We start from the raw sequence: 22,234 nt of genomic DNA on the forward strand, positions 1-22,234 counted from the left end.
CCATAATGGCCCAGGGCGTTACTATTACTGATCTGAAAACATTAACAAATATTTAATACCCCGCCGGCCAACTCTGGAAGGCGGGTATATTAACGCCCCAGTCTTCTCCCCGCACTCCCTAAACGATAAGAACGAGTTGTTGCCTAAATGCACCAAATGATTGTATTTTAATCTTCTGAATATTAAAGGGGGCCAGCAATGAGATTTGATAACGACGATGCGTTTAAACTGGCGTCTAAATATATGGACAGCAGTGCAGAACCGATGAACGATGTAGGTTATTTTGTGAAGTTTATTGAGTCTTATCTGCGATACGCCGAATGGCTGGAAAATGAAGACCCTATCGAAGCCGCTAAAAAGGCGAAAAAACCTTTTCGCGTCGGTTTCTAAATTTTTCTGCGCTTGTTCTACAAAAAATACAAAAACCCACCGCGAGGTGGGTTTTTTATTATGATATTGCTGATAAATTTATGCAGTAAATGGCGCGCTTTCTAAGAATGGAATTTTATATTCGAGTTAAATTTAATACATAACGGCCGGCGGACTGAGTTACCAATATCATCGGATTAGTTCTTATTTTTTCTGCTATAGCTTCCACCAACTTACCCACGGCCACGTTATCCATCGTCTCGCTTTCATAGGCATATTCGCCAAGAGGAAGTTGATAGACAATACCGGAGGTATTGGTGGTAAGCGTTCTGGAAAAACCTCTAAGTTCCATTGCCTTGTGAAGTTCCAGATAATCCGACTCGTGGGGATCCCTTAGCTCCACCCTGACTGTAAATCTCGCCATAAGAGTATTCCGACTTGCTCAAGGAATAATCAAAGTATCAGCTTCTGTCCTTGATGTGAACAACCTTGCAGGCTGTGGCTCTTCACCGTATTCTCACCCTGGACAGAAAGCCATATTTATCAACAAACTATACAGTGCATTAATGTTTGTTCAAAATATATTACTAAGAATTATTCATTCGCTGTGATGCTCCACTACCCCAGCCGATACATTTTCATGCATAGTAGATTTTGGCCATAAGTAAATCACAATAAATAAATCACATTTTAGCCATATCGAGAATTGGCGAGAAGGTGGTGGGTAATTGAATAACCTATTGTTCTAAAGGGGGTATTATGCGGAATGTCATTATTCACATGTTGGCAAAAATTTCCAGAATGGATGCTGAATCTAAGCAGCTTACCGCACAGGTTGAGGCTCAGTCGCTACTCATCAGTGCCCTGATGTTAACTATAGGCAAAGAAGGCGGCGCGGCAGAAATGATTGGAAGTGTGTCGAAAGCAATAAATTCAGTTCTTGCCTCTTCTGATGATTTAATAAAATCAGATGCAGAATTATTGCTCTCAAAATTTCAAGAATTGCTCGAAATGACATCTCTTATTGAAAACGCTGACGACGAAATCACCCAAGAGGTGATTGATGACTTCTTGTCGCCGCCGGATGATGAAATCAAGGCCCCAATGTAAATGACGCGTTTTAGGAGCTAACGGGATTTTGCTACCCGACGGTTGTGCGCCACATTTATGCCCCGGCCGAGGATGGGCCAGGGTATTTAAACAGAGCTATCAGTAGCTTATCTAGCCCACTGCGGCTTATTGAGTATATGGTCCTGCCAGTCGACCACGTCATCTTCCCGCACGGCAATATTGCGTACAGAAATACGTGCGGTGTGCATGGCCGATTTTGAGGTTTTATTTAGCAAAGGATGCCACGGCAGCAGATCTTTCCCTTCGCCAATTAAACGGTAGGCACAGGTTGGCGGCAGCCAGTCAAACTTGGTGAGATTTTCACGGGTAAGTTTGATGCAGTCCTCTTCAAGATCGAAGCGATTTTCGTAGTTGCGACACTGGCAAGACTTGATGTTCAACTGGTTGCAGGCAACGTTGGTGAAGTAAATCTCGTCCGTGTCTTCATCAATTAACTTATGTAAACAGCATTGCCCACAACCGTCGCACAAAGCTTCCCATTCGTCATCAGTCATTTCAGGCAGCGTCTTTTGCTGCCAAAAAGCGAGTTGGGTCATAGTGGCATCCGGTTAAAATAAAATGAGGCTGACTATATAGACGCTTTGGCCGTCAGATGCAAGCAAAGTGCACTTAACAAACGGCAGCCTAGCGATTAAATTACACGAGTATTAAGCTTTCGGCCGTTGAGCGACACCTCAATAGTGTCACCAGTGACCAGTGGCCCTACGCCCTGAGGCGTGCCGGTAATCACAATATCGCCCGCACGCAGCGTGAAAAAACGGCTCATATAGGCGATTAAGGGCAAAATAGGGGTCAGCATGTCGCGCGTGTTTCCCCGTTGGCGCAGTTCATCGTTCACACGTAACTGTAGCTCGGCCTGCTGCGCATCGCCAAGTTCCGCAGCAGAGATAAAGCCCGACATAGGACAGGAGCCGTCAAAGCCTTTGGCTCTCTCCCACGGCTGCCCCTGCTTGATAAACCCGGCCTGTAGCTCTCTCAAGGTCAAATCAAGCGCAATTCCATAGCCGGCAATTGCCTCAGCCACGCGCGCCTCAGTGGCCTGTCTTAAGGGAGAGCCTATCAGCACCGCCAGCTCAATCTCATGATGCACCGCACCTAATTCTTTAGGCACGGCGATCGGTTGAAGAATATCGCAAAGCGCGGTTTCAGGTTTGATAAAGACCACGGGGTCGGCAGAGTCGTCATGATTTTTTTCATGATGCTGACCGGCCATCTCTTTAATATGCTCGGCGTAGTTGTTTCCGACACAAACGACTTTACTGACCGGTAAATCAAGAAGCGCACCCTGCCAATCACGATGCTGATACATAAGACTCTCCCTCTCACGCAGTATTTATGGGAAGCGACACTTACTGAGCACTGGCCCCAGCGATATCATCGGCCATCATTCCTACGCTGATAGCGAAGTAGTACGATCGGTTCCAATGCATGATGGTCCTAAAGTTATCGTAAACCAGAAATGCCCTGCCCTGATCCGAATCTGGAGTAATAACCCAGGCACGCATCACAGAAGCAGGTAAAGGTTTGCCGTCGGCGGAGGTAATGCCTTTTTGCTGCCAGTCGCTTACGCTGCGCATCTGCTCGTTTTTAAGGCCCAGCAAAGCGCTATCAAATCCTGTGGGCAGTTTTATCTCCTGCCCCCACTCCTGATTATTCTTCCATCCTTCGCGGGAAAGATAATTGGCGGTTGAGGCAAACACGTCGTCAGTGTTATTCCAGATATCAATTTTACCGTCACCGTCACCGTCAGCGCCGTAGCTGAGATACGAGCTCGGCATAAACTGTGATTGGCCCATCGCACCGGCCCACGATCCCTTCATCATTTCGCTGGTCGCCTCGCCTTTATCAACTATCGTCAGCGCGGCGATTAACTCATTGGTAAAAAAGGCTTCTCTACGCCCCTCGAAGGCCAAGGTGGCGAGCGCTGAAAATACGTCATCCTTTCCCTGTATCTTTCCATAACCACTCTCCATGCCCCACAGCGCAACAATATACTGAGGTTGAACGCCATAGCGAGCACTGGCACGCTGCAAAGAAGCGGCGTTTTGCTGATAAAGGGTCTGACCCTGAGTAATTTTAGCCGCAGGAAGCACGCGGCGCAGGTAGTCGTCGAGAGTGATTTTATTTTCTAGCTGGTTTTTATCGGCACTGATTGCACGGTCGACAAAATGGATGTTGGCAAAAGCGCTGTCGATTGTTGGCTGGCTGATGCCCTGCTGTCTGGCTTTTTGTTTCAATTGTTCGACATAGCGGGGAAACTCTGCGGGATTGCGGCCCTCTTGTGCCAAGGTCGTTTGTCCGGTTTTAGGGATAATCGGCGCGGCCGTGGTTGAAGGCGCAGCGGGTGAAGCTGCCGTTGCGGCATGGTTTTTATCGTTGGCACAGCTGCTCAACATGACGGCGCCCATCGCCAGGGTAATTATCGACATTCTCATCGCGTGCTTCCTTTTTATGGCGAACCTTTAGGAGAACTCTGTTCCACATAAAGTTTAACCTGCAGCAGCGCGGGAATGAATGCAAGCTGCCCGCCTCTCATTTTCATAAAAGGCGGGAAATGTCAGATTTTCCCTAAAGTAATCTGATTATTTTTTGTCTGCATCCAGATGAAGATTTAATAAATTTTCAACTGGCGGGGGAACCTGAACGTAATAGCCTTGCTCGGTTAGCATCTGTTTGACTCTATCAATGTCGGCGTTGGCCAATTTCTGACGGGTGGCCAGATTAATCACCATCGCAAAGTCCGGCTTACCAAAACTTTTCATCAGTTCTTCAGGAACCTGCGTGAAATCGTCTTTTTTTTCGACATATAGGTAGGTCTGATCACGTTTGGTACTTCTATAAATTGCACAAAGCATTTTTTTAACTCTATTTTATTGGAACGGTGGCTTGCCTAGATATAGCTGTAACTATACCATGCATAACGTACATCGGAATATCGCCCCCCGTGTGGTATTCCGGGGATTTAAAGTTGCTGAGACTGAGTCAGGATAGATGTCACAATCGCCAATAGAACTAAAAGGCAGCAGTTTTACCTTGTCAGTTGTTCATTTATATAGTGCACAGCCCGAGGTTATTCATCAGGCATTGCAGGAAAAGGTGGAGCAGGCTCCGGCTTTTCTCAAAAATGCCCCTGTTGTTATTAACGTTGCAGCACTGACTGGTGATGCAGACTGGAAAAACATTCAACAGGCTGTCGTTTCTGCAGGCTTTCGCGTTGTCGGCATCAGTGGGTGCAAAGATGAGCAGCAAAAACGTGCGATATCTCGTACGGGTTTGCCGCTGCTAAGCGAAGGTCGTGCGAAGCGTGTCGTTGCTGAACCGCCGACCCCGGTTGCCGTTGTGCCGGATAACGCGCCCGCCAAAACGCGGATTGTCAGTTCGCCAGTCCGTTCAGGTCAACAAATTTATGCCCGTAACAGCGATCTTATTGTAACCAGCAGCGTAAGTGCCGGTGCCGAACTGATTGCCGATGGCAATATTCATATTTACGGCATGATGCGCGGCCGAGCTTTGGCCGGCGCTGCGGGTGATACGAATTGTCAGATTTTTTGCACCTATCTGGGCGCTGAGCTAGTCTCTATCGCAGGTCAGTACTGGTTAAGCGATCAAATCCCGTCCAGTTTTTTTGGACAGGCCGCGAAACTTAGCCTTCTGGATAACGTGTTAACCGTACAACCTTTATATTAAGTCTCTGCACTTCTTTACCCCGAGGGGGGGATTGGGGCAGACACTACGACCTTTGACAAGGAATCCTTACATGGCACGCATAATTGTTGTTACATCGGGTAAAGGGGGCGTTGGCAAGACCACTTCGAGCGCTGCCATTGCTACCGGCCTGGCCCAAAAAGGCAAAAAAACCGTCGTCATTGATTTCGACATCGGTTTGCGTAATCTCGACCTGATCATGGGTTGTGAACGTCGCGTTGTGTATGATTTTGTCAATGTCATTCAGGGTGATGCAACTCTGAATCAAGCACTTATCAAAGATAAGCGCACTGAAAATCTGTTTATTTTACCGGCATCACAAACGCGTGATAAAGACGCGTTGACCCGTGATGGCGTTGAAAAAATTCTGAATGACCTCGGCGAGATGGAGTTTGACTTCATTGTTTGTGACTCACCGGCGGGCATTGAAACCGGCGCGCTAATGGCTCTGTATTTTGCCGATGAAGCCGTCATTACCACTAACCCTGAAGTCTCTTCTGTTCGTGACTCCGATCGCATCCTCGGTATTTTGTCTTCAAAATCTCGTCGTGCGGAAAGGGGCCAGGATCCTATCAAGGAACATCTGCTCCTGACACGTTACAACCCGGGCCGCGTGAGCCGTGGTGACATGCTGAGCATGGAAGATGTGCTAGAAATTCTGCGCATCCCTCTGGTGGGCGTTATTCCTGAAGATCAGTCTGTACTGCGCGCGTCCAACCAGGGCGAACCGGTTATTCTTGACCAGGAATCCGACGCGGGTAAGGCATACGATGACACCGTCAGTCGTTTGCTGGGTGAGGAACGCCCGTTCCGTTTTATTGAGGAAGAGAAGAAGAGTTTTCTGAAACGCCTGTTTGGGGGATAAACCATGGCCTTGTTAGATTTCTTTTTGTCCCGCAAAAAACCGACAGCCAATATAGCCAAGGAACGGCTACAGATCATCGTAGCCGAACGGCGTCGAGGGGACAGTGAACCCGCTTATTTGCCCGATCTTAAGCGTGATATTTTAGCGGTTATCTGTAAATACATTCAGATTGACCCTGAAATGCTTCACGTTCAGTTCGAGCAGAAAGGCGACGATATATCGGTTCTAGAGCTCAACGTGACTCTACCCGAGTCGGAAGAAGCACCGAAATGATCGACGTTGTTTGATTGCCCCCTGTTTTCGAACAGGGGGATGTATCACGGGTGCAGTAAAGACGTTTCTAACAAGTTAGCCTTTATTTTCGAACGAACAACAGTGTCAGGAAAAATGATAATCCGAGAGAAATCGAGACCCCCATAAGGGCATAAATGAAATAGGGGCCGATGTAAGCGGGTAGACTGAATATACTCGAGAGTATATAGCCATAGATTCTTACCCCAAAGAAGGCAATAAAGGCAGACGACACTGCGCTGGCAATAGTCACCGCAATAAACGCCTTGCGCTCACGGGCCAATACGCCAAACAGTGCAGGCTCTTCAATTCCTAAAAGTCCGGAAATAGCCGCAGAGAGAATAATTGCACTATCAGCGCTATGACGTTTTATAAACCAGATAGCCAACGTTGAACCGGTAATCGACATATTTGCCATGAACATCATCGGCATGAGCATATCGTACCCGAGGTCGCTGAAGTTCTGTAACGCAATAGGTGTCATAGCATGATGCATACCGGTAAATACCGCGAGTGGCCGAATAGTTCCCACAATAAGTCCCGCTAACACCGGTGATAACGTAAACAAACTTTGCACGCACCAGGCTAATCCTTTACCAAACCATACCCCCGCAGGACCAATAACCGTCAATGCGACCAGAGCACTTATAAATAGCGTGAGCGTGGGCGTAACGACGGTTTTTAAGACATCCGGCATATATTTGTCGACAACACGATGGATATAACTCATCGCGAGAATAGAAAAAATAATCGGCAGCACGCTTGCCGAATAATTCATCACCGATACGGGTAAAAGCCCAGCAAACCAGTAAATATCCGTTGCACCGGCTTGATGACCGGCTAAGGCCTTCGCGGCTTCAATTAATGTCGGGTACATAAGGCATGCAGCCACGGCGGCAGCGATATATTCATTGGTCTTAAACATTTTAGCAGCAGAAATAGCCAGGAAAAACGGCAGGAAGTAAAACACCCCGCTTGAAATTATATCTAGAATTACGACCGTTTCACTTTTTGCAGAGATTATATTTAACGCGACAAAACCCGCCAGTAAACCTTTTATCATGCCCGCCCCAGCTATCGCGGGTACAATGGGGCCAAAGACTCCCGAGACTGTATCCATGAGTAAGGCAACGACCCCACGAGGTTTGACTTTGCGTTCACCGTTAACGAGCTCGGCGGTACTATTGTTGGTATTACCCAGGCTGTCCTGAATTTTTTGATGCCAGTGATTAACATTGGGACCAATGACAATTTGAAATTGGCTATTTTGAAACTGAGATCCCAACACACCGGGTATTTTCCTTATTTCATCCTGATCGACGCTTTTTTCATTTTCGAGTTCAAATCGAAGTCGCGTCATACAATGCCAAGATTTGACAATATTTTCACTCCCACCCAGCAGTGATAAAACACGTTCAATTTTAAAATCCAGATCACTGTCGGCAGCGTTTTTTTTATTCGTATAAGTATCGGTAAGAATATCCATCAAAACTCCTGAAATGAGCATAACCCTGGTGACAATCGATAAAGCTTACCCGCTCAAGATAGCGATAACAGATGAAAGAATATGATACAAGTCACAGTTCCAACGCAATTTTGGTCATTGCGAGCCATTATATAGAATTGGTCTGCTTTTTCTCATTATGGCTGGCGAAAACCATACCAAAATAAATAAGTGGCAATTACTGCCACATTGCACTGATAATTATGCCAATGAAATAAGTTATTTATTAGGAGAAAACATGGACCCTACTCTTATCACTGGACTCGAATGCATAATAACCAAACCTGACAGGCATAATCTCATTACTGTTAAGGTTTCTACCGATAAAGGCATTACGGGCTATGGATGTGCAACGTTTCAACAACGGCCATTAGCGGTTAAAACGATGGTCGATGAATATCTGAAACCTCTGCTCATTGGCCGCGATGCGAATAATATCGAAGATTTATGGCAAATGATGATGGTGAACGCCTACTGGCGCAACGGTCCCGTGATCAACAATGCAGTTTCTGGCGTTGATATGGCACTATGGGATATAAAAGCTAAAATCGCCAAGATGCCGCTCTATCAATTGTTGGGAGGAAAATCGAAAGATGCTATTGCGGTCTATGGCCATGCCACAGCGGATACTTTGGATGAACTTTTTCCACAAATCGACAATATGCTTAAGAACGGCTATAGGCATATAAGATGTCAATTAGGTTTTTATGGCGGCACTCCTGAAAATTTGCATACGACTCGCCAACCGACTCATGGTGCATATTACGATCAGGACGAGTATATCGATAATACTGTCATGATGTTTAAAGCCTTACGTGAAAAATACAATAATACTTTTCATATTTTGCATGATGTGCATGAAAGGTTATTTCCAAATCAGGCTATTCGCCTGGCCAAGGCGCTTGAAAAATATCACCCTTATTATATTGAAGATATTATCTCTCCACAGCAAAGCGGTTGGTTGGAGCAACTCCGACAGCAAACATCAGTCCCTTTAGCAATGGGGGAATTGTTTAATAATCCCGCAGAGTGGCAGGACTTGGTGATTAATAGACGTATTGACTTTATTCGCTGCCATGTTTCCCAGTTAGGTGGGATTACCCCCGCCGTCAAACTGGCTATTCTATGCCAAAACTTTGGTATTCAGTTGGCCTGGCACGGCCCACCCGACATGACACCTATTGGCGCAGCGGTAAATACCCACCTCAATATTCATCTTCATAATTCAGCAATACAAGAGTTTATTCCTCCCGGTGAAAAAACCTTAAGCGTATTCCCTGGCGCTCACGGCTGCGCAGACAATGGATACCTTTATGCTATTGAACGCCCAGGGATAGGCGTCGAGTTATGTGAAGCTACCGCTGCACAATATCCGCTCGAATACCGCGCGCATGAGTGGACTCAAAGCCGGTTGCCTAACGGTGCAATACACACACCTTAAAGCGATGATCTACGCAAGATATTTTCGTGATTAAAGGGAATACTAAAAGTGCAGTCATAATCGATATCTATGATATCGGATAAGATACATACCTCTCCCGTATTCAGGACTCCCCGACTGTTGATGTGCATAGCGGGGAGTCCTCTGCGACATTTTAGTAAGTCCGCATGCTGTTTGCTGATAATAATTGCACGGTAGCGTGTAATATTATGCGAAACACTCAATCCCCTATCAATAATATATTTCTGAAGTGAGCTTTCAATTATCTTTTGATTCAAAACGGGCAAAGTATTAACGGGTATGGTTGAATTATCAATTTGCACGCATCTTTCAGCGATAAATCGAAGGCGACAGAACTGCCATACATAGGCTTCGCCTGACAGGTTGAAAATAATTTGTTGCTCAGCCGAAGCCAATGTTTTATGCAGGGTGATCAATTTATAGCGCATTTCATCGAAGCGACTTTTGGACACTGAATTGTAAATTAGCGGGTTGTTTTTCACGCGCTCATTGATAAAAATGCCTGAACCTGGCAGGACGCTTATTATTCCGATACTGATTAAGTGTTCAATAGATTTTCTAATGGTCGAGCGCGCCACCCCATACTCTTCTGCAAGCTTGCGTTCAGAAGGAAGTTTTGTCAGTGTCGCGCCTTCACATTGGTATATTTTACTCAGAAGATCTTGAGATATAAAATCCTGTTTTTTCATTACGTTACCGACCTAGCCCAACCTGAAGGAAATAATCTTCCAGTCTTTCCACGTCCTTAGACGCTACGATGGCACCAATATAACCGTCTGGGCGCACCAAAATCCATTCCCCCACCTTGGGAGCGTAGGCATCGCAAAAATGCCCTGCATGATCAATGAGTGGGCCACCCGTACCGAATCGATAAATATGCAGCCCCGTGCGCTGTTTTAACCCATCGGTATCGCACTGGTAAGCCAGGAGCGTCCAATGCGGTCCTTTAAATAAATCGAACAACCTTATTGATTGCCCTGCTGCGGTCCGGACTGGCGCATCTGGCGCACGATAGCCGGCCTGCAATAAACGCTCATGCCCCAAAGTGTCGAAAGCCAGCGAGGATCCAGAGTAGCCTATATCCAGTTGATGCACCTCACGGCCTCGTCGCATTTCGCCCCGCTTCTGAGCGTCGAGCAGCTGAGTTGCCAAGCCTAACATTGCCGCCGCCACCGGTCGGCGCTCTTCACTGTAGGTGTCAAGCAGCGCGTCGGGCGCGCCCTGAGCGGCGGCTGCCAGTTTCCACCCCAAATTGTAGGCATCCTGCACGCTGGTATTGAGACCCTGCCCTCCAGTCGGAGGATGAATATGCGCAGCGTCCCCAATTAGAAACACGCGCTCTGATTGATAGCGTTGAGCTAACCTGGCATTCATTTTATAAGCGGATGCCCAGGAAACTGATTGGATCTTAATATCATGGCGCCCCGTGCGATCTGCGACCATCGCTGTCAGTCCTTCGGCAGAGAGATCAGGTTCGCCGTCGAGAGCGACGGGTGCCTGTATTTGAAACATCTCAGTACCGGCAAGTGGACAGATCATCAACATACGCGCCTTATCACTCTGGTTAAAGCAGTGCCAAACGTCGCGGGTCAATCCAGTCAGCCGAGTATCGGCCACGATAGCACGCAGGCCAAGACTACTGCCAGGGAAGTCGAGACCCAGCGCATGGCGCACAAAGCTTCGACCGCCGTCGGCGCCCACCATCCAGCGCACACGGAGCGTTTCTTCGCCAACACCACCGCAAAGGTGTACCGTCACGCCTTCGGAGTCCTGCTCGAACGCTGTCAACTCGCGGTCAAACTCAGGCCTGTAACCTAAGGCTTCAAGATGTTCACGCATTAGGCCCTCGGTCATAAATTGCGGCAGCATCAGCGACTGATTGTACGGCTCAGCCGGCGTCGACCCCGTACTTTCCATGATATCAGACTCTGCGAAGCTGCCATCGTCACCGTATTTACGCAGCGGTGGATAGACACCCCCGGCGGCGGCAATGCGTTCAAGAATGCCGAGATCCTCGAAAATTTCCTGAGTGCGAGGCTGAATGCCCTTCCCACGTGAACCGCCGAAAGGCACAGTCATTTTCTCGACCAGTCGGAATGATACCCCCCTTCGAGCAAGGTCCAGCGCCAGCGTTAAACCGGCCGCACCGGCACCACAAATAAGTACGTCTGCTGAAAATTGCTCTGCCATTTTTCGCTCCCTATGTGTAATATGCACACAATAGTCAGAGGAGAAACCGCTTGTCAATTAAAAATGTGCAAAATACACCCATCAGTATTCAGTTACGTGAACTTCACGGAGCATTGGTTGAAATTGTTGGCGTGATGAATCGGCCACAGCGCGACGAAGCCATGGTGAAAGAAGCCGGTATTTCACTCGACCGAGCATTGTTTCCGCTGTTAGTGCTCGTCGAGCGTCTAGGCCCCATCGGCGTGGTGGAACTGGCTGACCGCGTTGGTCGTGATTACACCACCGTCAGTCGCCAAATTGCCAAGTTAGAAACCTTGGGCCTTGTCGACAGGCAGGGAAAAGCCAGTGACCGCCGCGTTCGAGAGTCAATGATTACCCAAAAAGGCAAGACGATGACCGACAGCATCGATGAGGCGCGAGAAAGGATCGGGCTGGCAATTTTTGCGAATTGGGACAGTGAAGATGTAACAAACCTCGTGCGCCTGATGCGTAGATTTGCCGAAGATATCAAGCAGAGCGATGCATAAAGACTTGGCTCAAAGCGAGCCACGTTCTCATTAATTTACATCTCTATCTTGCCGTTCTCGCTGATAGTTTCGGGGTGATATCCCCACTATACGCTTGAAAGCATGGCTAAATGCACTTTCTGAGGTGTAGCCAAGCGAAACAGAGAGCGTGCCGATACTCACTCTGTCGCGAAGCAGCAGGCGTTCGGCGAGGCGCATACGCCATTCGGTTAAGTAGGCCATCGGTGCAATGCCGGCAACCGACTTAAAATAGGATGAAAACGTCGCGCGAGACATCGCGGCCGATTTTGCCAACTCCTCAAGCTGCCATGCCCGCTCGGGCGCACCGTGCATCAACCGCAGCGCAGGTGCCAGACGTTTGTCACCCATCGCCCGCAATCTGCCGCTGGCAATGGGTTCAGCTCCCTCAAAATAGGCGCGTAAAATTTGAATGAACATCAAGTGAGTGAGTTGCGATGTCGCGGCCCCGGCCCCGGGCTGACTGCCATCCTGCTCTGCGACAAGCTGTTCTAATAGCCAGCGCAGTGAGGCCGAATGCCGAGATGCTGCGCGAATATGAATCAACGGAGGGAGTTCGTTAATCAGCAACTGCGCGCTGTGGTCAGACAGTTCGACTTTTCCGCCGATCATAAAAAACGTTTCACCCTCACCGTGTCTGACAATCGCACTTTTACGATTTTCCAGGACTGTCGCCAGTGGGATCACCGGTGCGCAAGGACCACTCGACAGCACGTGTGAACGAGGAGTGCGAAGGAGAAAGAAATCCCCGGCCTTAATGCCGATCGCGCCATTTTCACCCTCAAAGGCCATTGAGCACTCACCCTGAACAATTCCCCAAAACTTTAGCTGGTCGGATGCGGGAAACTCAATCACCCAATCTCCACCGGTGACCAGTCCCCCAGCCAAAACGGACCGAGCATTGAGTAATTTTAAGAGGTCGGAAAAAGGGTCGAGATACATATTCAGATTTTTGCGCATAAAACAGAGATTTTCAAGCATTAAAAATCTTAAAAAAGGGCGTTATCTTCTGACCTACAGTTTGAAGCGTCCCTCTCTACCTCAGGCGTTTCACACTCAACTTAGGTTTTATCCACCCAAACTTGTCCATCAGGAATATAACAATGCAACAGCGAATTTGGTTCATCACCGGCGTGAACAGTGGTTTTGGCCGTCATATGACGGAACAACTTCTCGCCCACGGAGAGTGTGTTGCGGGCACCACGCGCGACATGGCTGCGTTGGCGAAGCTAAAAGCCCGTTATGGCAATCAATTATGGCTGGCTGAGCTTGACCTTACCGATACTCCGTCTATTCATCGCGTGGTCAATCAGGCATTCAGCGAATTGGGAAAGCTTGACGTCATCGTGAGCAACGCAGGCTACGGCCTGTTCGGCGCCGCTGAAGAAATGACCGACGAGCAAATTTTGCATCAAATTAATACCAACCTGCTCGGCTCAATTCAGCTAGTGCGCGCGGCACTGCCTCATTTGCGTCGGCAACAGGCTGGACGCATCATTCAGCTGTCTTCCGTGGGTGGACAGGCGGTGTTTCCCGGAGGCTCGCTTTATCATGCAACCAAGTGGGGTATCGAAGGTTTCATTGATTCTCTTCGGTTAGAGTTAGCCGCCTTCAATATTGGTTGTACCCTGATTGAACCTGGCAGTGCGCGCACCGATTTCCGCTTCAGAAGCGCCAAGCTCGCGTCTAAAATTGACGCCTATGATGCTTCTGCGATAAGCATCTCGCGTCAAAGGCTGACAGACCGCTCCCATGCTCCGATAGGTGATCCGGCAAAAATGGCCTCGATTATGATTGCCAGTGCCAGTCAACACCCCGCCCCCGCGCGCATCGCACTCGGCAGCGACGCCTATCATGTGATGCACCAGCAACTCTCAGCACGTTTGGCTGCGTTGGAAGAGCAAAAAGACCTGGCGTTTTCAACCGACTACCCCGTTGAAAAATAGTCCTGAGCCGTAGAGTAAACGGTGACGTGTTTTACCTGTTATCTCCTCTATCCAGCGAGCATTCGCTTGCTGGAAGCAAATTTGCCCTTTAGCCCCCACCTTGTTTAGTAAACACCTATACCGCCTTATGACTGTTTTCACAAAAACGCTATCCGCCTCCTCCTCGCCCTGATTGCGGCTTGCTTGCCGCATTTTTCCCTTATAAGTTACTCAGCATTGGCAAAGAAAATCACGTTAAGCAGACCGCAGGCATCGACAGTAGAGTTCGCCGAAAGTACCTGAAACATGAGGAATACTAACAAGATGGCTAATATTCGTGACGTTGCTCGGCTGGCCGGTGTTTCCATTAGTAGCGTCTCTAATCTTCTGAATAACCGCATTAGTCTTATGAGCCGTTCAACCCGCTTACGAATTGAACAAGCGATGAACGAACTTGACTACAACCCAGTAAGAGCCGCGGTGCCGGTTAAGGACGGTCAGGCAAAAATCATCGGCCTGCTCGTACCCTCTATCGTCAATCCCAGTTTTTCGGCACTGGCTCACGAAGTGGATTTATCTGCCAGGGCGTACAATTATCGCGTACTTCTTGGCAACTCCTACCGCCAGGAGGATGAGGAACGCGCATTCATTGAAGATATGTTTTCTCACGGTGTGCTTGGCATCATTGTAGCGGCGAGCGATATCCGCAAAACCCATTTCGTCCGGGCTGCTGAAAAAGGAATGACCATTGTCAGCTATGACAATAGATTCCCGGAGACTACGGCAAGCGATACCCGCATTTTTGACAGTGTGTCGATGGACAACACCCAGGCAGGTTATCTGGCCGCTCAGCATCTGGTTGAACGCGGCTGTAAAAATATTATTTTTGCGACCGAATCGACGCTCACCATGAGCCGCAGTCACAAAATTGAGGGTTTTTTGACTGTATTGAAAAATCAGCGGTTTTCACTTATCGAACGGATTGTCGAGGGAAAAGCCTGCAGCGAGTATGGCGACACGGAAATGTTCGAACTGGGCCTGGCACTGACGTCAAAAGTGTTGGCCACAACGCCGTTTCCAGATGGCATAGTGGCCATTAATGATGCACTGGGTATTGGATTGATGACCGGACTTCGCGCCGCTGGCGTGCAGGTTCCTCACGACGTCTCACTTGTCGGCATTGATAATATTTCACTGTCCGCATTTGCAGAACCCGGACTGACATCAGTCATGCCACCTCAATCAGAAATGGCTCAGGTAATGGTAGAACGTATTATAAGCCGACTTAATGACCCTACTCTGCGGCCGGGAGAGTTTCTTTTTCCCCCGACGTTAGTCTGCCGCCAATCGGTAAAAGCGAGCGCAGCCTGATACGACTTTTTGCCTTAAGTAAAACGTAAGCAACGCGCAGTGAACGTCATGTCGACGAAGATCTAACCCTCTTCGTCAGGATAAGTATTCGCTAAATTTGGAAACAGCTTATTATGAATAAAAGAACAGTGCAGGATATTGAACGCAGCACGATAAGAAAACTGACGCTGCATATTGTGCCCTTAATGACGCTATTATATTTTCTGGCGTTCCTAGACAGGAACAATATGGCTTATGCAGCAATGGCGTTGGAAAACAGTTTAGGACTCACCGCATCCGCCTTTGGATTTGCATCGGGGATCTTTTTCATTGGTTATTTCATATTTGAAATACCCAGCAACGCCGGAACAATTAAATTCGGACCACGAATTTGGTTTGCACGAATTTTAATTTCATGGGGAATATTCGCCACCCTCCTTGCTTTTGTTAAAACGCCGACCGAGCTGTATATTTGTCGATTTATGTTAGGTGTCTGTGAAGCTGGATTTTTCCCCTCTGTAGTTTATTACTTTACCGTTTTCTTTCCACAGAAATACCGTACCAAAATTCTTGGCATATTTATTATTGTCCAACCGCTGTCTAACGCCCTTGGCTCGCCAATTTCTGGGTTCATTCTCAACGTTGATCACAGCGGGTTCGGGTTCGAACCTTGGCAACTGCTGTTTATTATTGAAGGCACGCCACCCATTATTATTGGTTTGCTGATCCCATTTCTGATGAAAAATTCGCCAAAAGAAGTGGGCTATCTCGACGTGGAGGAAAAAGCCTGGCTGATGGACAGCACCACCCGTTCCAAATCTGGCTCCAAAATAACGTTAGCCGATTTTCTGAAAGGAATTAAAAACTCCAAATACCTGCTCTACGCAATGCTTAATTTCGGCATGGTGTGCGGAATTTACGGCTTTGGCATGTGGCTGCCTTCCATTATTACGTCAATTTCCGGCGACAATATTTTCAAGGTCAGCCTGTTGGCACTTATCCCCTACGGCCTGGCTGCTCTGCTGGTTTATCCGTGGAGCCTGTGGGCCACTAAAACTAAAAAACTTGGCCTATTCGCCGGTCTCAGCATGGTGGTTGCGGCGTGTGGATTGGTAGGGGCAGTCATATTCTTTAAATATAACGTGTTTATTTCACTCTCATTTTTAAGCCTCGCCGCCGTCGGGATCTATACCGCCGTGCCGCCCTTTTTATCAATGCCAGCCAATATCTCGACCGGCGCTGCCGCTGCCGCTGGGTTAGCGGTTGTGAACTGTATCGGTAATCTCGGCGGTTTTTTCGCCCCTTACGCGGTAGGCGTTATGAAAGATATGACCCACAGCACTACGCCGGGACTGATTTTCTTGTCCTTAAGCCTGCTGATAACCGGTCTGGTCTGTATTTTCTACTGCGCCAAACAGCGCGAGGGCGTCATTAATCCTTAATTTAAATAAACAGAATTCTTAACTCAAATAAACAAACCAAATTTAAATCAATGTAATAGGAGTAATTTATGGGCAATCTTACGGGCAAGAAAGTTTTTATCACCGGCGCAGAACAAGGCATTGGGCGCGCAACCGCCGAACAGTTAATCAGAGCGGGGTGCGATATTTATCTTCACTATCACAGTGACGAACAAGGACCTAAAGCCTTGGTCGAACTGGCACAATCGCTGGGGCAACGGGCTGCGTATCGCTATGCTGACCTCATTGCTACCGATGACACCGAGTGCTGCGTGTTGGCCGCGGCTGATTTTCTGGGTGGCATAGATATTTTGGTTAACAACGTCGGAGGGATTGTCGGTCGAAAATGGCTGGGAGAGATAGATCGTCAATTCTGGCAAACGGTTCTTGACGTCAATATGACCACCATACTGAATGTCACCCAAGCGGCACTGCCGTTCTTAAAAGCAGCGCCAGAAGGCGCCAGCATCATCAACCTGGCTTCTCTAGCGGGTCGCGCTGGGGGGCATTCTGGCTCTCTGGTTTATTCTACAACCAAAGGTGCAGTACTGACCTGGACGCGCTCTTTGGCGGCGGAGCTGGGCGAACATGGCATTCGGGTCAACGCCGTTGCCCCAGGACTTATCCTCGGCACGCGTTTTCATGCGCGCCACACCACCAAAGAATCGGCCGAAGAAACCATTAATACGATCCCTCTGGGCAGAGCGGGCACGCCGGAAGATGTGGCAAATGTTATTACTTTCCTGGCTGCGCAATATGATGGATTTGTATCGGGCGCCACCATTGATATCAACGGCGGAAGTTATCGCATGTAAGCAACCAGCAGGCAGCGCGCTGTGGCTGCCTGCATTTTGAGAGAATCAAGATGATAAAATCCACTATCATTCACCCAGAATTATTATCTGCACTGGCAAAATGTGGGCACAAAACCCAAATATTAATCGCAGACAGTAACTATGCTTTTGTCACCAACGCGCCGCAGAATGCTGTCATCGTATATTTAAACCTGTCACCCGGCACGCTCTCTGCCACGCTGGTTCTAGAAAAGATCCTCACCTGTATCAACGTAGAAAAAGCCACGCTGATGTCTTACCCGCAGGACTTTATAAACACTATCGAAAACGAATATCGGCAGTTGCTGCCAGAAAGCTGTCCCATTGATTTTCTTATGCGCGAGCCCTTTTATTCCGCGGTAAAATCGGAGCACACGTTGCTGGTCATTGCCACCGGTGAACAGCGGCGCTTCGCTAATATCGTGCTAACGGTTGCCCCAGTCATTTAATGCTACTGCCTCCTGTCGCAGGAGTGGTGGTGATTACCTCATTCGACCGCCACCTCACATGCCTGATTCCAAGCAAAACGATTGAAAAAGTTGATTCCTGCCTAACCGTGAGTATCGTTTGACAAGAAACGATACTCACCTCTCTGGGGAAAAAAATGTCTGAGCAACACGTCGATATCGGCATCGCTATTCATCAAGATCTCAACGAAATTATGCAATTGCTGGAAGATAATCTGGCTTCTAACGGTGGCACCCTGTCGTCTACTGTTCCAAGAGAAACGGTCGAGGCCATGATGGATGACTTGCCGCTAATTGTCGCCCGTCGAGGCAGTGAAATTGTTGGCTTTTTAATGACGTCGAACTTGTCACGCAACGCTAACATTCCGGTTGTTAAGGCGATGCTTTTTGCTTATCAGGGCCGTGAAAATGCCTACATCTATGGACCCATCTGCGTAAGTCAATCAACAAGAGGTCAGGGACTGGCGAAAAAGATGTTTAATGCGTTGAAAGACAAGCTTAAAGGCAGGGAGGGCATCCTGTTTATTCGCAATGATAATGCCCCTTCAATCAAGGCTCATCAAAGTATGGGCATGAAATCGGTAGCCGAGTTTACATACAACGATGCCGATTACACCGTTTTTTCATTTATTGGCTAAAGGCAACTGTTTTACCCCTCCCGTTCGGGGAGGGGTAAAGTGGGGCCATGTCAACTCACGAGCTGATTAAACACTCAAACCGATTAATACTGCGCCAAAATCTCGGCCAGTCTCTCGGCGAGCAGTTTACCGCGCCATCCGCTCACCAGTTCCGGCTGATGCTCTTTAGTTTTAAGCTGCCAGTGCCCGTTCAACATCTGGTTTATTTGACGGCGTGATGCCAGGAGCTCAACGCTTAACCCCGTTTCTTCACTGACGGTCTGAATCAGTGCTTTAATATCTTTAAAGACCTTCTTGTAGCCTGGCTGGTCAATCAGATTGGCTATCGGGGCGGGCAGTGCAGATTCTTCGACGGTTTCAGCCTCAGCCACTAGGGCCAGCAGCATGCGTCCATGGTAGCGGATCTCAGGTCCGCTAAGGCCCAGCGCCTCAAGCTCGCCCAACGATTTTGGTTGATACCGAGCCACCTGCCACAGGTTCTCTTCGCGAACCACAAAATTTACCGCCAAATCACGCTGACGGGCCTGAGTCAGGCGCCATGAGGCCAGCTTTTGCAAACAGGCCAGCTGACGCGGACGCAGCTGCCAAGCATTGCCAATTTCGAGATAGGCCAGTTCTGGTTGAAGTACTTCCTGTCGGCGACGGCAAAGAGACAGGCATTCATCCAGAGCAGCGTCGATCCAACCTGCTTCAAGGGTTTCCTGTTGCAGTTGGCGCGCCAGCGGCAGCAAATAAAGTACGTCGGCAGCGGCATAATCACACTGTTTTTGGGTTAATGGCCTAGCCATCCAGTCGGTACGGGACTCGCTTTTGTCCAACTCGATTTGCGTAGTTTCAGCAACCAGACGGGCAAAACCGCAGGATAGCGGACGTCCGCTAAAGGCGGCCAAAATTTGACTATCGATAAACGGGACGGGCAACACGCCAAAGGCATTAAGGAAAACTTCAAGATCTTCACTGCCTGCGTGCAAAAATTTGACCACGTTTTTGTCGGTCAATAAATCGATGAACGGCTGCCAGGCCGTAATCGGCAAGGGGTCGATAAGCGTTAGGTTTTCACCATCATAAAGCTGTATCAAACCCAGCTGTGGATAGTAAGTACGGGTTCTGACAAATTCGGTATCAAGTGCAATCTCGCTAAACTGTTGCGCCTGCTGACAAACCTTTGCCAGGTCTTCATTGCTAACGATCAACTGATAATTCAAAGCTTTTTCTCTTTTCGCTGTTAGAAACCGGGTCGGCATGCTTCCTGCCGCCGGGCATTAGAAAACAATTACTGCTTCGCGTTACCTGCATTATAACGTGAAAACGCCGGACTTAATCCGGCGTTGAGTGAAGGTGGCCTTCGTTTGATGCAAAAAGCAGCGTTATGGCCTCAGGCGGCGTCTTGCCTGTCTGGCGCTTTGGGCTTACTTTCTTCATCACGCAGCTCACGACGCAAAATCTTACCCACGTTTGATTTCGGTAGCTCGTCGCGAAACTCTACAACTTTTGGCACTTTGTAGCCGGTAAGATTGCGCCGACAGTGGTCGATCAACTCTTCAACCGTCAGTGAAGCATCGCGTTTAACCACGCAAATCTTAACCTTTTCGCCTGTTGACTGGCTCGGAACGCCAATGGCTGCAACTTCAAGCACTTTGGCATGCTGCGAAACAACCTCTTCCACTTCATTAGGGTACACATTAAAACCTGAAACCAGGATCATGTCCTTTTTACGATCGACAATACGTAAAAAGCCCTCTTCGTCCACTGTAGCGATATCTCCGGTTGAGAGCCAGCCATCTTTTAACACTTCATCGGTTGCTTCCGGCCGTTGCCAGTATCCCAACATCACTTGAGGCCCCTTCACCTGTAGCTCTCCCGGCTCACCCAATGCGACTTCCTGCCCGTTTTCGTCGACTAACCGAATTTCAGTAGAGGGCACAGGCAAGCCAATGCTTCCGCTGTAATGTTTAAGATCATACGGATTTCCGGTCACCAGCGGCGCGCACTCGGTTAGGCCATAGCCTTCAAGGAGATGATGGCCCGTAAGTTGCTCCCAGCGGTCGGCAACGGATTTTTGTACCGCAGCCCCACCGCCGACGGAAAGCCGTAGAGGGGAGAAATCAAGCTTTTTAAACTCCTCATTATTTAGCATGGCATTGAACAACGTGTTCACTCCGCTTATCGCCGTAAACGGGTAACGGGCCAACTCTTTAACCAAGCCAGGAATATCACGCGGGTTAGTGATGAGCAGGCTGCGGCCACCTAATTCGATAAAGAACATGCAGTTAATTGTCAGAGCAAAAATATGATAGAGCGGGAGCGCCGTCACAATAAGTTCCTGCCCCGGACGAAGCAGAGGACCATAAGCGGCCTTACACTGCTCAAGGTTTGCCTGCATATTGCGGTGGGTCAGCATTGCGCCCTTCGCCACGCCGGTGGTCCCTCCCGTATATTGTAAAAACGCAATATCATCATTGATGACGTCAGGCTTGACGTACTGCATACGGCGGCCAAGTTGGAGAACGCTGCGAAAAGAGATAGCGTTGGGAAGATGATATTTTGGCACCAGTCGTTTGATATATTTAACGACAAAGTTAACCAGCGTAGCTTTGGCCGGCGAAAGCTGATCGCCCATACGGGTGAGAATAACGTGCTTAATCTGCGTGTTGTATACTACTTTTTCGAGGGTGTGGGCAAAGTTAGACACAATCACGATAGCACTTGCACCACTGTCGTTGAGTTGGTGTTCGAGTTCGCGAGGAGTATAAAGCGGATTGACATTGACGACGGTCATCCCTGCTCTCAGCGCACCAAAAAGCGCAATGGGGTACTGCAGCAGGTTGGGCATCATCAGGGCAACACGATCACCCTTCTTAAGCCCAAGCTCATTTTGCAGATAGGCAGCGAAGGCGCGGCTGCGCTCCTCAAGCTTACGGAAGGTCATCACCTCGCCCATGTTGATAAACGCGGGATTGTCCGCGTAACGTAATACTGCGTTTTCGAACATCTCGACCAACGAGCTGTAGCGATTAGGATCGATGTTTTCAGGAACATCCGCCGGGTACCGTTTTAGCCAGACCTTTTCCAAGGTATCACTCCTGATTTCATTATCTACGCGCTCTCAATGACGCACTTTCATCACACCCTTAACAATATTTTAACTCATCTTACCAGCTAAGCTTTAAACAATGTTTAGGTTGAGAGGCTGGTCACTAATTTCAGCGCGCTCTTACTGGAAAAACTAAGCCTGGCGTTAAACTCGGCTATTAACAAAACGCGAGAACTCATTCGATTGACAAAGTATAACGATTAATAGGCATCAACACCACGATGTGCCCCGACAGGCTGTATAAGGATAAGCCATAATAAACAATTACTGTGTTTAATGAATCAGACTATTCATGCACTCTATTAATAACGCTAGGCAAAGATTAGGCATAAAGTAATAATTAAAAACAGGACACCTATTCTTCACTTAATAAACACGCCGGATAATTTACTTAATTAATTAAAC

24 protein-coding genes are annotated in these 22,234 nt (G+C 48.4%); 13 read left to right on the forward strand and 11 right to left on the reverse strand.

The features are described 5' to 3' along the window. Positions 1 to 198: 198 nt before the first annotated feature. Positions 199 to 390, forward strand: coding sequence for a hypothetical protein (locus BS639_RS22065; RefSeq protein WP_084984332.1), 192 nt, complete (start codon positions 199 to 201; stop codon positions 388 to 390). A 115-nt stretch (positions 391 to 505) separates the two neighbouring features. Here the strand turns inward: BS639_RS22065 and BS639_RS22070 are convergent, their stop codons facing one another. Then, positions 506 to 793 (reverse strand): hypothetical protein, encoded by a 288-nt coding sequence (locus BS639_RS22070; protein ID WP_055771244.1) that lies wholly within the window; start codon positions 791 to 793, stop codon positions 506 to 508. 335 nt (positions 794 to 1,128) lie between these two features. Here BS639_RS22070 and iraP point away from each other — a divergent pair, with 335 nt between their 5' ends. After that, positions 1,129 to 1,479 (forward strand): anti-adapter protein IraP, encoded by a 351-nt coding sequence (gene iraP / locus BS639_RS22075; RefSeq protein WP_055771241.1) that lies wholly within the window; start codon positions 1,129 to 1,131, stop codon positions 1,477 to 1,479. A gap of 107 nt (positions 1,480 to 1,586) precedes the next feature. Here iraP and BS639_RS22080 read toward each other — a convergent pair whose 3' ends face one another. The 4 genes from BS639_RS22080 to BS639_RS22095 form a co-directional block, all read right to left on the reverse strand. After that, entirely contained in the window at positions 1,587 to 2,036 is a 450-nt protein-coding gene (locus BS639_RS22080; RefSeq protein WP_055771238.1) for a YcgN family cysteine cluster protein, read from the reverse strand. 95 nt (positions 2,037 to 2,131) lie between these two features. Beyond that, positions 2,132 to 2,809 (reverse strand): fumarylacetoacetate hydrolase family protein, encoded by a 678-nt coding sequence (locus BS639_RS22085; protein WP_084984333.1) that lies wholly within the window; start codon positions 2,807 to 2,809, stop codon positions 2,132 to 2,134. A 40-nt stretch (positions 2,810 to 2,849) separates the two neighbouring features. Then, positions 2,850 to 3,935 (reverse strand): lytic murein transglycosylase, encoded by a 1,086-nt coding sequence (locus BS639_RS22090; RefSeq protein WP_055771232.1) that lies wholly within the window; start codon positions 3,933 to 3,935, stop codon positions 2,850 to 2,852. Positions 3,936 to 4,082: 147 nt separating this feature from the next. Then, the gene (locus BS639_RS22095) at positions 4,083 to 4,355 is read right to left on the reverse strand and encodes a YcgL domain-containing protein (protein ID WP_055771231.1); all 273 of its coding nucleotides are present in this window, start codon (positions 4,353 to 4,355) and stop codon (positions 4,083 to 4,085) included. A 136-nt stretch (positions 4,356 to 4,491) separates the two neighbouring features. On the opposite strand from BS639_RS22095, the gene minC reads away from it, so the two are divergent. The 3 genes from minC (at position 4,492) to minE (ending at position 6,343) form a co-directional block, all read left to right on the forward strand. Then, positions 4,492 to 5,187, forward strand: coding sequence for a septum site-determining protein MinC (gene minC / locus BS639_RS22100; protein WP_055771228.1), 696 nt, complete (start codon positions 4,492 to 4,494; stop codon positions 5,185 to 5,187). Positions 5,188 to 5,257: 70 nt separating this feature from the next. Next, positions 5,258 to 6,070, forward strand: a complete 813-nt coding sequence (minD, locus tag BS639_RS22105; RefSeq protein ID WP_055771225.1) for a septum site-determining protein MinD — start codon at positions 5,258 to 5,260, stop codon at positions 6,068 to 6,070. 3 nt (positions 6,071 to 6,073) lie between these two features. Then, positions 6,074 to 6,343, forward strand: a complete 270-nt coding sequence (gene minE / locus BS639_RS22110; RefSeq protein WP_055771222.1) for a cell division topological specificity factor MinE — start codon at positions 6,074 to 6,076, stop codon at positions 6,341 to 6,343. An 82-nt stretch (positions 6,344 to 6,425) separates the two neighbouring features. On the opposite strand, the gene BS639_RS22115 is transcribed toward minE, so the two are convergent. Then, the gene (locus tag BS639_RS22115) at positions 6,426 to 7,847 is read right to left on the reverse strand and encodes a PTS transporter subunit EIIC (protein ID WP_084984334.1); all 1,422 of its coding nucleotides are present in this window, start codon (positions 7,845 to 7,847) and stop codon (positions 6,426 to 6,428) included. 256 nt (positions 7,848 to 8,103) lie between these two features. Here BS639_RS22115 and BS639_RS22120 point away from each other — a divergent pair, with 256 nt between their 5' ends. Continuing rightward, positions 8,104 to 9,306: an enolase C-terminal domain-like protein gene (locus BS639_RS22120; protein WP_084984335.1), complete on the forward strand. Its 1,203-nt coding sequence runs from the start codon at positions 8,104 to 8,106 to the stop codon at positions 9,304 to 9,306. Here BS639_RS22120 and BS639_RS22125 read toward each other — a convergent pair. Both BS639_RS22125 and BS639_RS22130 read right to left on the reverse strand, forming a co-directional pair. Next, positions 9,303 to 10,016: a GntR family transcriptional regulator gene (locus BS639_RS22125; RefSeq protein WP_084984336.1), complete on the reverse strand. Its 714-nt coding sequence runs from the start codon at positions 10,014 to 10,016 to the stop codon at positions 9,303 to 9,305. The two genes, BS639_RS22120 and BS639_RS22125, sit on opposite strands and share 4 nt — an antisense overlap. Positions 10,017 to 10,020: 4 nt before the next feature. Beyond that, positions 10,021 to 11,517, reverse strand: a complete 1,497-nt coding sequence (locus BS639_RS22130; protein WP_084984337.1) for an FAD-dependent oxidoreductase — start codon at positions 11,515 to 11,517, stop codon at positions 10,021 to 10,023. Positions 11,518 to 11,573: 56 nt separating this feature from the next. On the opposite strand from BS639_RS22130, the gene BS639_RS22135 reads away from it, so the two are divergent. Further along, on the forward strand, positions 11,574 to 12,044 hold the full coding sequence (locus BS639_RS22135; protein WP_456153891.1) for a MarR family winged helix-turn-helix transcriptional regulator: 471 nt from the start codon (positions 11,574 to 11,576) through the stop codon (positions 12,042 to 12,044). A 30-nt stretch (positions 12,045 to 12,074) separates the two neighbouring features. Here the strand turns inward: BS639_RS22135 and BS639_RS22140 are convergent, their stop codons facing one another. Continuing rightward, entirely contained in the window at positions 12,075 to 13,043 is a 969-nt protein-coding gene (locus BS639_RS22140) for an AraC family transcriptional regulator (RefSeq protein ID WP_206601175.1), read from the reverse strand. Positions 13,044 to 13,165: 122 nt separating this feature from the next. On the opposite strand from BS639_RS22140, the gene BS639_RS22145 reads away from it, so the two are divergent. The 6 genes from BS639_RS22145 to BS639_RS22170 all read left to right on the forward strand — a co-directional run bounded on the left by BS639_RS22145 (position 13,166) and on the right by BS639_RS22170 (position 18,735). After that, positions 13,166 to 14,008 (forward strand): SDR family oxidoreductase, encoded by an 843-nt coding sequence (locus BS639_RS22145; RefSeq protein WP_055771208.1) that lies wholly within the window; start codon positions 13,166 to 13,168, stop codon positions 14,006 to 14,008. 303 nt (positions 14,009 to 14,311) lie between these two features. After that, positions 14,312 to 15,358 carry a LacI family DNA-binding transcriptional regulator gene (locus BS639_RS22150; RefSeq protein ID WP_084984338.1) on the forward strand — a complete coding sequence of 349 codons (1,047 nt, stop codon included), beginning with the start codon at positions 14,312 to 14,314 and terminating at the stop codon, positions 15,356 to 15,358. Positions 15,359 to 15,471: 113 nt separating this feature from the next. Then, positions 15,472 to 16,779 (forward strand): MFS transporter, encoded by a 1,308-nt coding sequence (locus BS639_RS22155; RefSeq protein ID WP_084984339.1) that lies wholly within the window; start codon positions 15,472 to 15,474, stop codon positions 16,777 to 16,779. Between the two features lie 68 nt (positions 16,780 to 16,847). Continuing rightward, positions 16,848 to 17,612, forward strand: coding sequence for an SDR family NAD(P)-dependent oxidoreductase (locus BS639_RS22160; RefSeq protein ID WP_084984340.1), 765 nt, complete (start codon positions 16,848 to 16,850; stop codon positions 17,610 to 17,612). A 50-nt stretch (positions 17,613 to 17,662) separates the two neighbouring features. Next, positions 17,663 to 18,079: an RbsD/FucU domain-containing protein gene (locus BS639_RS22165; RefSeq protein WP_084984341.1), complete on the forward strand. Its 417-nt coding sequence runs from the start codon at positions 17,663 to 17,665 to the stop codon at positions 18,077 to 18,079. A gap of 155 nt (positions 18,080 to 18,234) precedes the next feature. Then, a complete protein-coding gene (locus BS639_RS22170; protein ID WP_084984342.1) occupies positions 18,235 to 18,735 on the forward strand; it encodes a GNAT family N-acetyltransferase in 501 nt (166 codons plus the stop codon). Positions 18,736 to 18,818: 83 nt separating this feature from the next. Here BS639_RS22170 and rnd read toward each other — a convergent pair whose 3' ends face one another. Beyond that, positions 18,819 to 19,940 (reverse strand): ribonuclease D, encoded by a 1,122-nt coding sequence (gene rnd / locus BS639_RS22175; protein WP_055771194.1) that lies wholly within the window; start codon positions 19,938 to 19,940, stop codon positions 18,819 to 18,821. A 170-nt stretch (positions 19,941 to 20,110) separates the two neighbouring features. After that, a complete protein-coding gene (fadD, locus tag BS639_RS22180) occupies positions 20,111 to 21,808 on the reverse strand; it encodes a long-chain-fatty-acid--CoA ligase FadD (protein WP_084984343.1) in 1,698 nt (565 codons plus the stop codon). Positions 21,809 to 22,234 lie beyond the last annotated feature (426 nt).

This window comes from Rouxiella silvae (assembly GCF_002093625.1).
Taxonomy (GTDB): Bacteria; Pseudomonadota; Gammaproteobacteria; order Enterobacterales; family Enterobacteriaceae; genus Rouxiella; species Rouxiella silvae.

Excerpts from the sequence above, each read along its gene's own strand:
- BS639_RS22065 (WP_084984332.1), top strand. The coding sequence starts at position 199 with ATGAGATTTGATAACGACGATGCGTTTAAACTGGCGTCTAAATATATG.
- BS639_RS22070 (WP_055771244.1), bottom strand. The coding sequence starts at position 793 with ATGGCGAGATTTACAGTCAGGGTGGAGCTAAGGGATCCCCACGAGTCG.
- iraP (WP_055771241.1), top strand. The coding sequence starts at position 1,129 with ATGCGGAATGTCATTATTCACATGTTGGCAAAAATTTCCAGAATGGAT.
- BS639_RS22080 (WP_055771238.1), bottom strand. The coding sequence starts at position 2,036 with ATGACCCAACTCGCTTTTTGGCAGCAAAAGACGCTGCCTGAAATGACT.
- BS639_RS22085 (WP_084984333.1), bottom strand. The coding sequence starts at position 2,809 with ATGTATCAGCATCGTGATTGGCAGGGTGCGCTTCTTGATTTACCGGTC.
- BS639_RS22090 (WP_055771232.1), bottom strand. The coding sequence starts at position 3,935 with ATGAGAATGTCGATAATTACCCTGGCGATGGGCGCCGTCATGTTGAGC.
- BS639_RS22095 (WP_055771231.1), bottom strand. The coding sequence starts at position 4,355 with ATGCTTTGTGCAATTTATAGAAGTACCAAACGTGATCAGACCTACCTA.
- minC (WP_055771228.1), top strand. The coding sequence starts at position 4,492 with ATGTCACAATCGCCAATAGAACTAAAAGGCAGCAGTTTTACCTTGTCA.
- minD (WP_055771225.1), top strand. The coding sequence starts at position 5,258 with ATGGCACGCATAATTGTTGTTACATCGGGTAAAGGGGGCGTTGGCAAG.
- minE (WP_055771222.1), top strand. The coding sequence starts at position 6,074 with ATGGCCTTGTTAGATTTCTTTTTGTCCCGCAAAAAACCGACAGCCAAT.
- BS639_RS22115 (WP_084984334.1), bottom strand. The coding sequence starts at position 7,847 with ATGGATATTCTTACCGATACTTATACGAATAAAAAAAACGCTGCCGAC.
- BS639_RS22120 (WP_084984335.1), top strand. The coding sequence starts at position 8,104 with ATGGACCCTACTCTTATCACTGGACTCGAATGCATAATAACCAAACCT.
- BS639_RS22125 (WP_084984336.1), bottom strand. The coding sequence starts at position 10,016 with ATGAAAAAACAGGATTTTATATCTCAAGATCTTCTGAGTAAAATATAC.
- BS639_RS22130 (WP_084984337.1), bottom strand. The coding sequence starts at position 11,517 with ATGGCAGAGCAATTTTCAGCAGACGTACTTATTTGTGGTGCCGGTGCG.
- BS639_RS22140 (WP_206601175.1), bottom strand. The coding sequence starts at position 13,043 with ATGCTTGAAAATCTCTGTTTTATGCGCAAAAATCTGAATATGTATCTC.
- BS639_RS22145 (WP_055771208.1), top strand. The coding sequence starts at position 13,166 with ATGCAACAGCGAATTTGGTTCATCACCGGCGTGAACAGTGGTTTTGGC.
- BS639_RS22150 (WP_084984338.1), top strand. The coding sequence starts at position 14,312 with ATGGCTAATATTCGTGACGTTGCTCGGCTGGCCGGTGTTTCCATTAGT.
- BS639_RS22155 (WP_084984339.1), top strand. The coding sequence starts at position 15,472 with ATGAATAAAAGAACAGTGCAGGATATTGAACGCAGCACGATAAGAAAA.
- BS639_RS22160 (WP_084984340.1), top strand. The coding sequence starts at position 16,848 with ATGGGCAATCTTACGGGCAAGAAAGTTTTTATCACCGGCGCAGAACAA.
- BS639_RS22165 (WP_084984341.1), top strand. The coding sequence starts at position 17,663 with ATGATAAAATCCACTATCATTCACCCAGAATTATTATCTGCACTGGCA.
- BS639_RS22170 (WP_084984342.1), top strand. The coding sequence starts at position 18,235 with ATGTCTGAGCAACACGTCGATATCGGCATCGCTATTCATCAAGATCTC.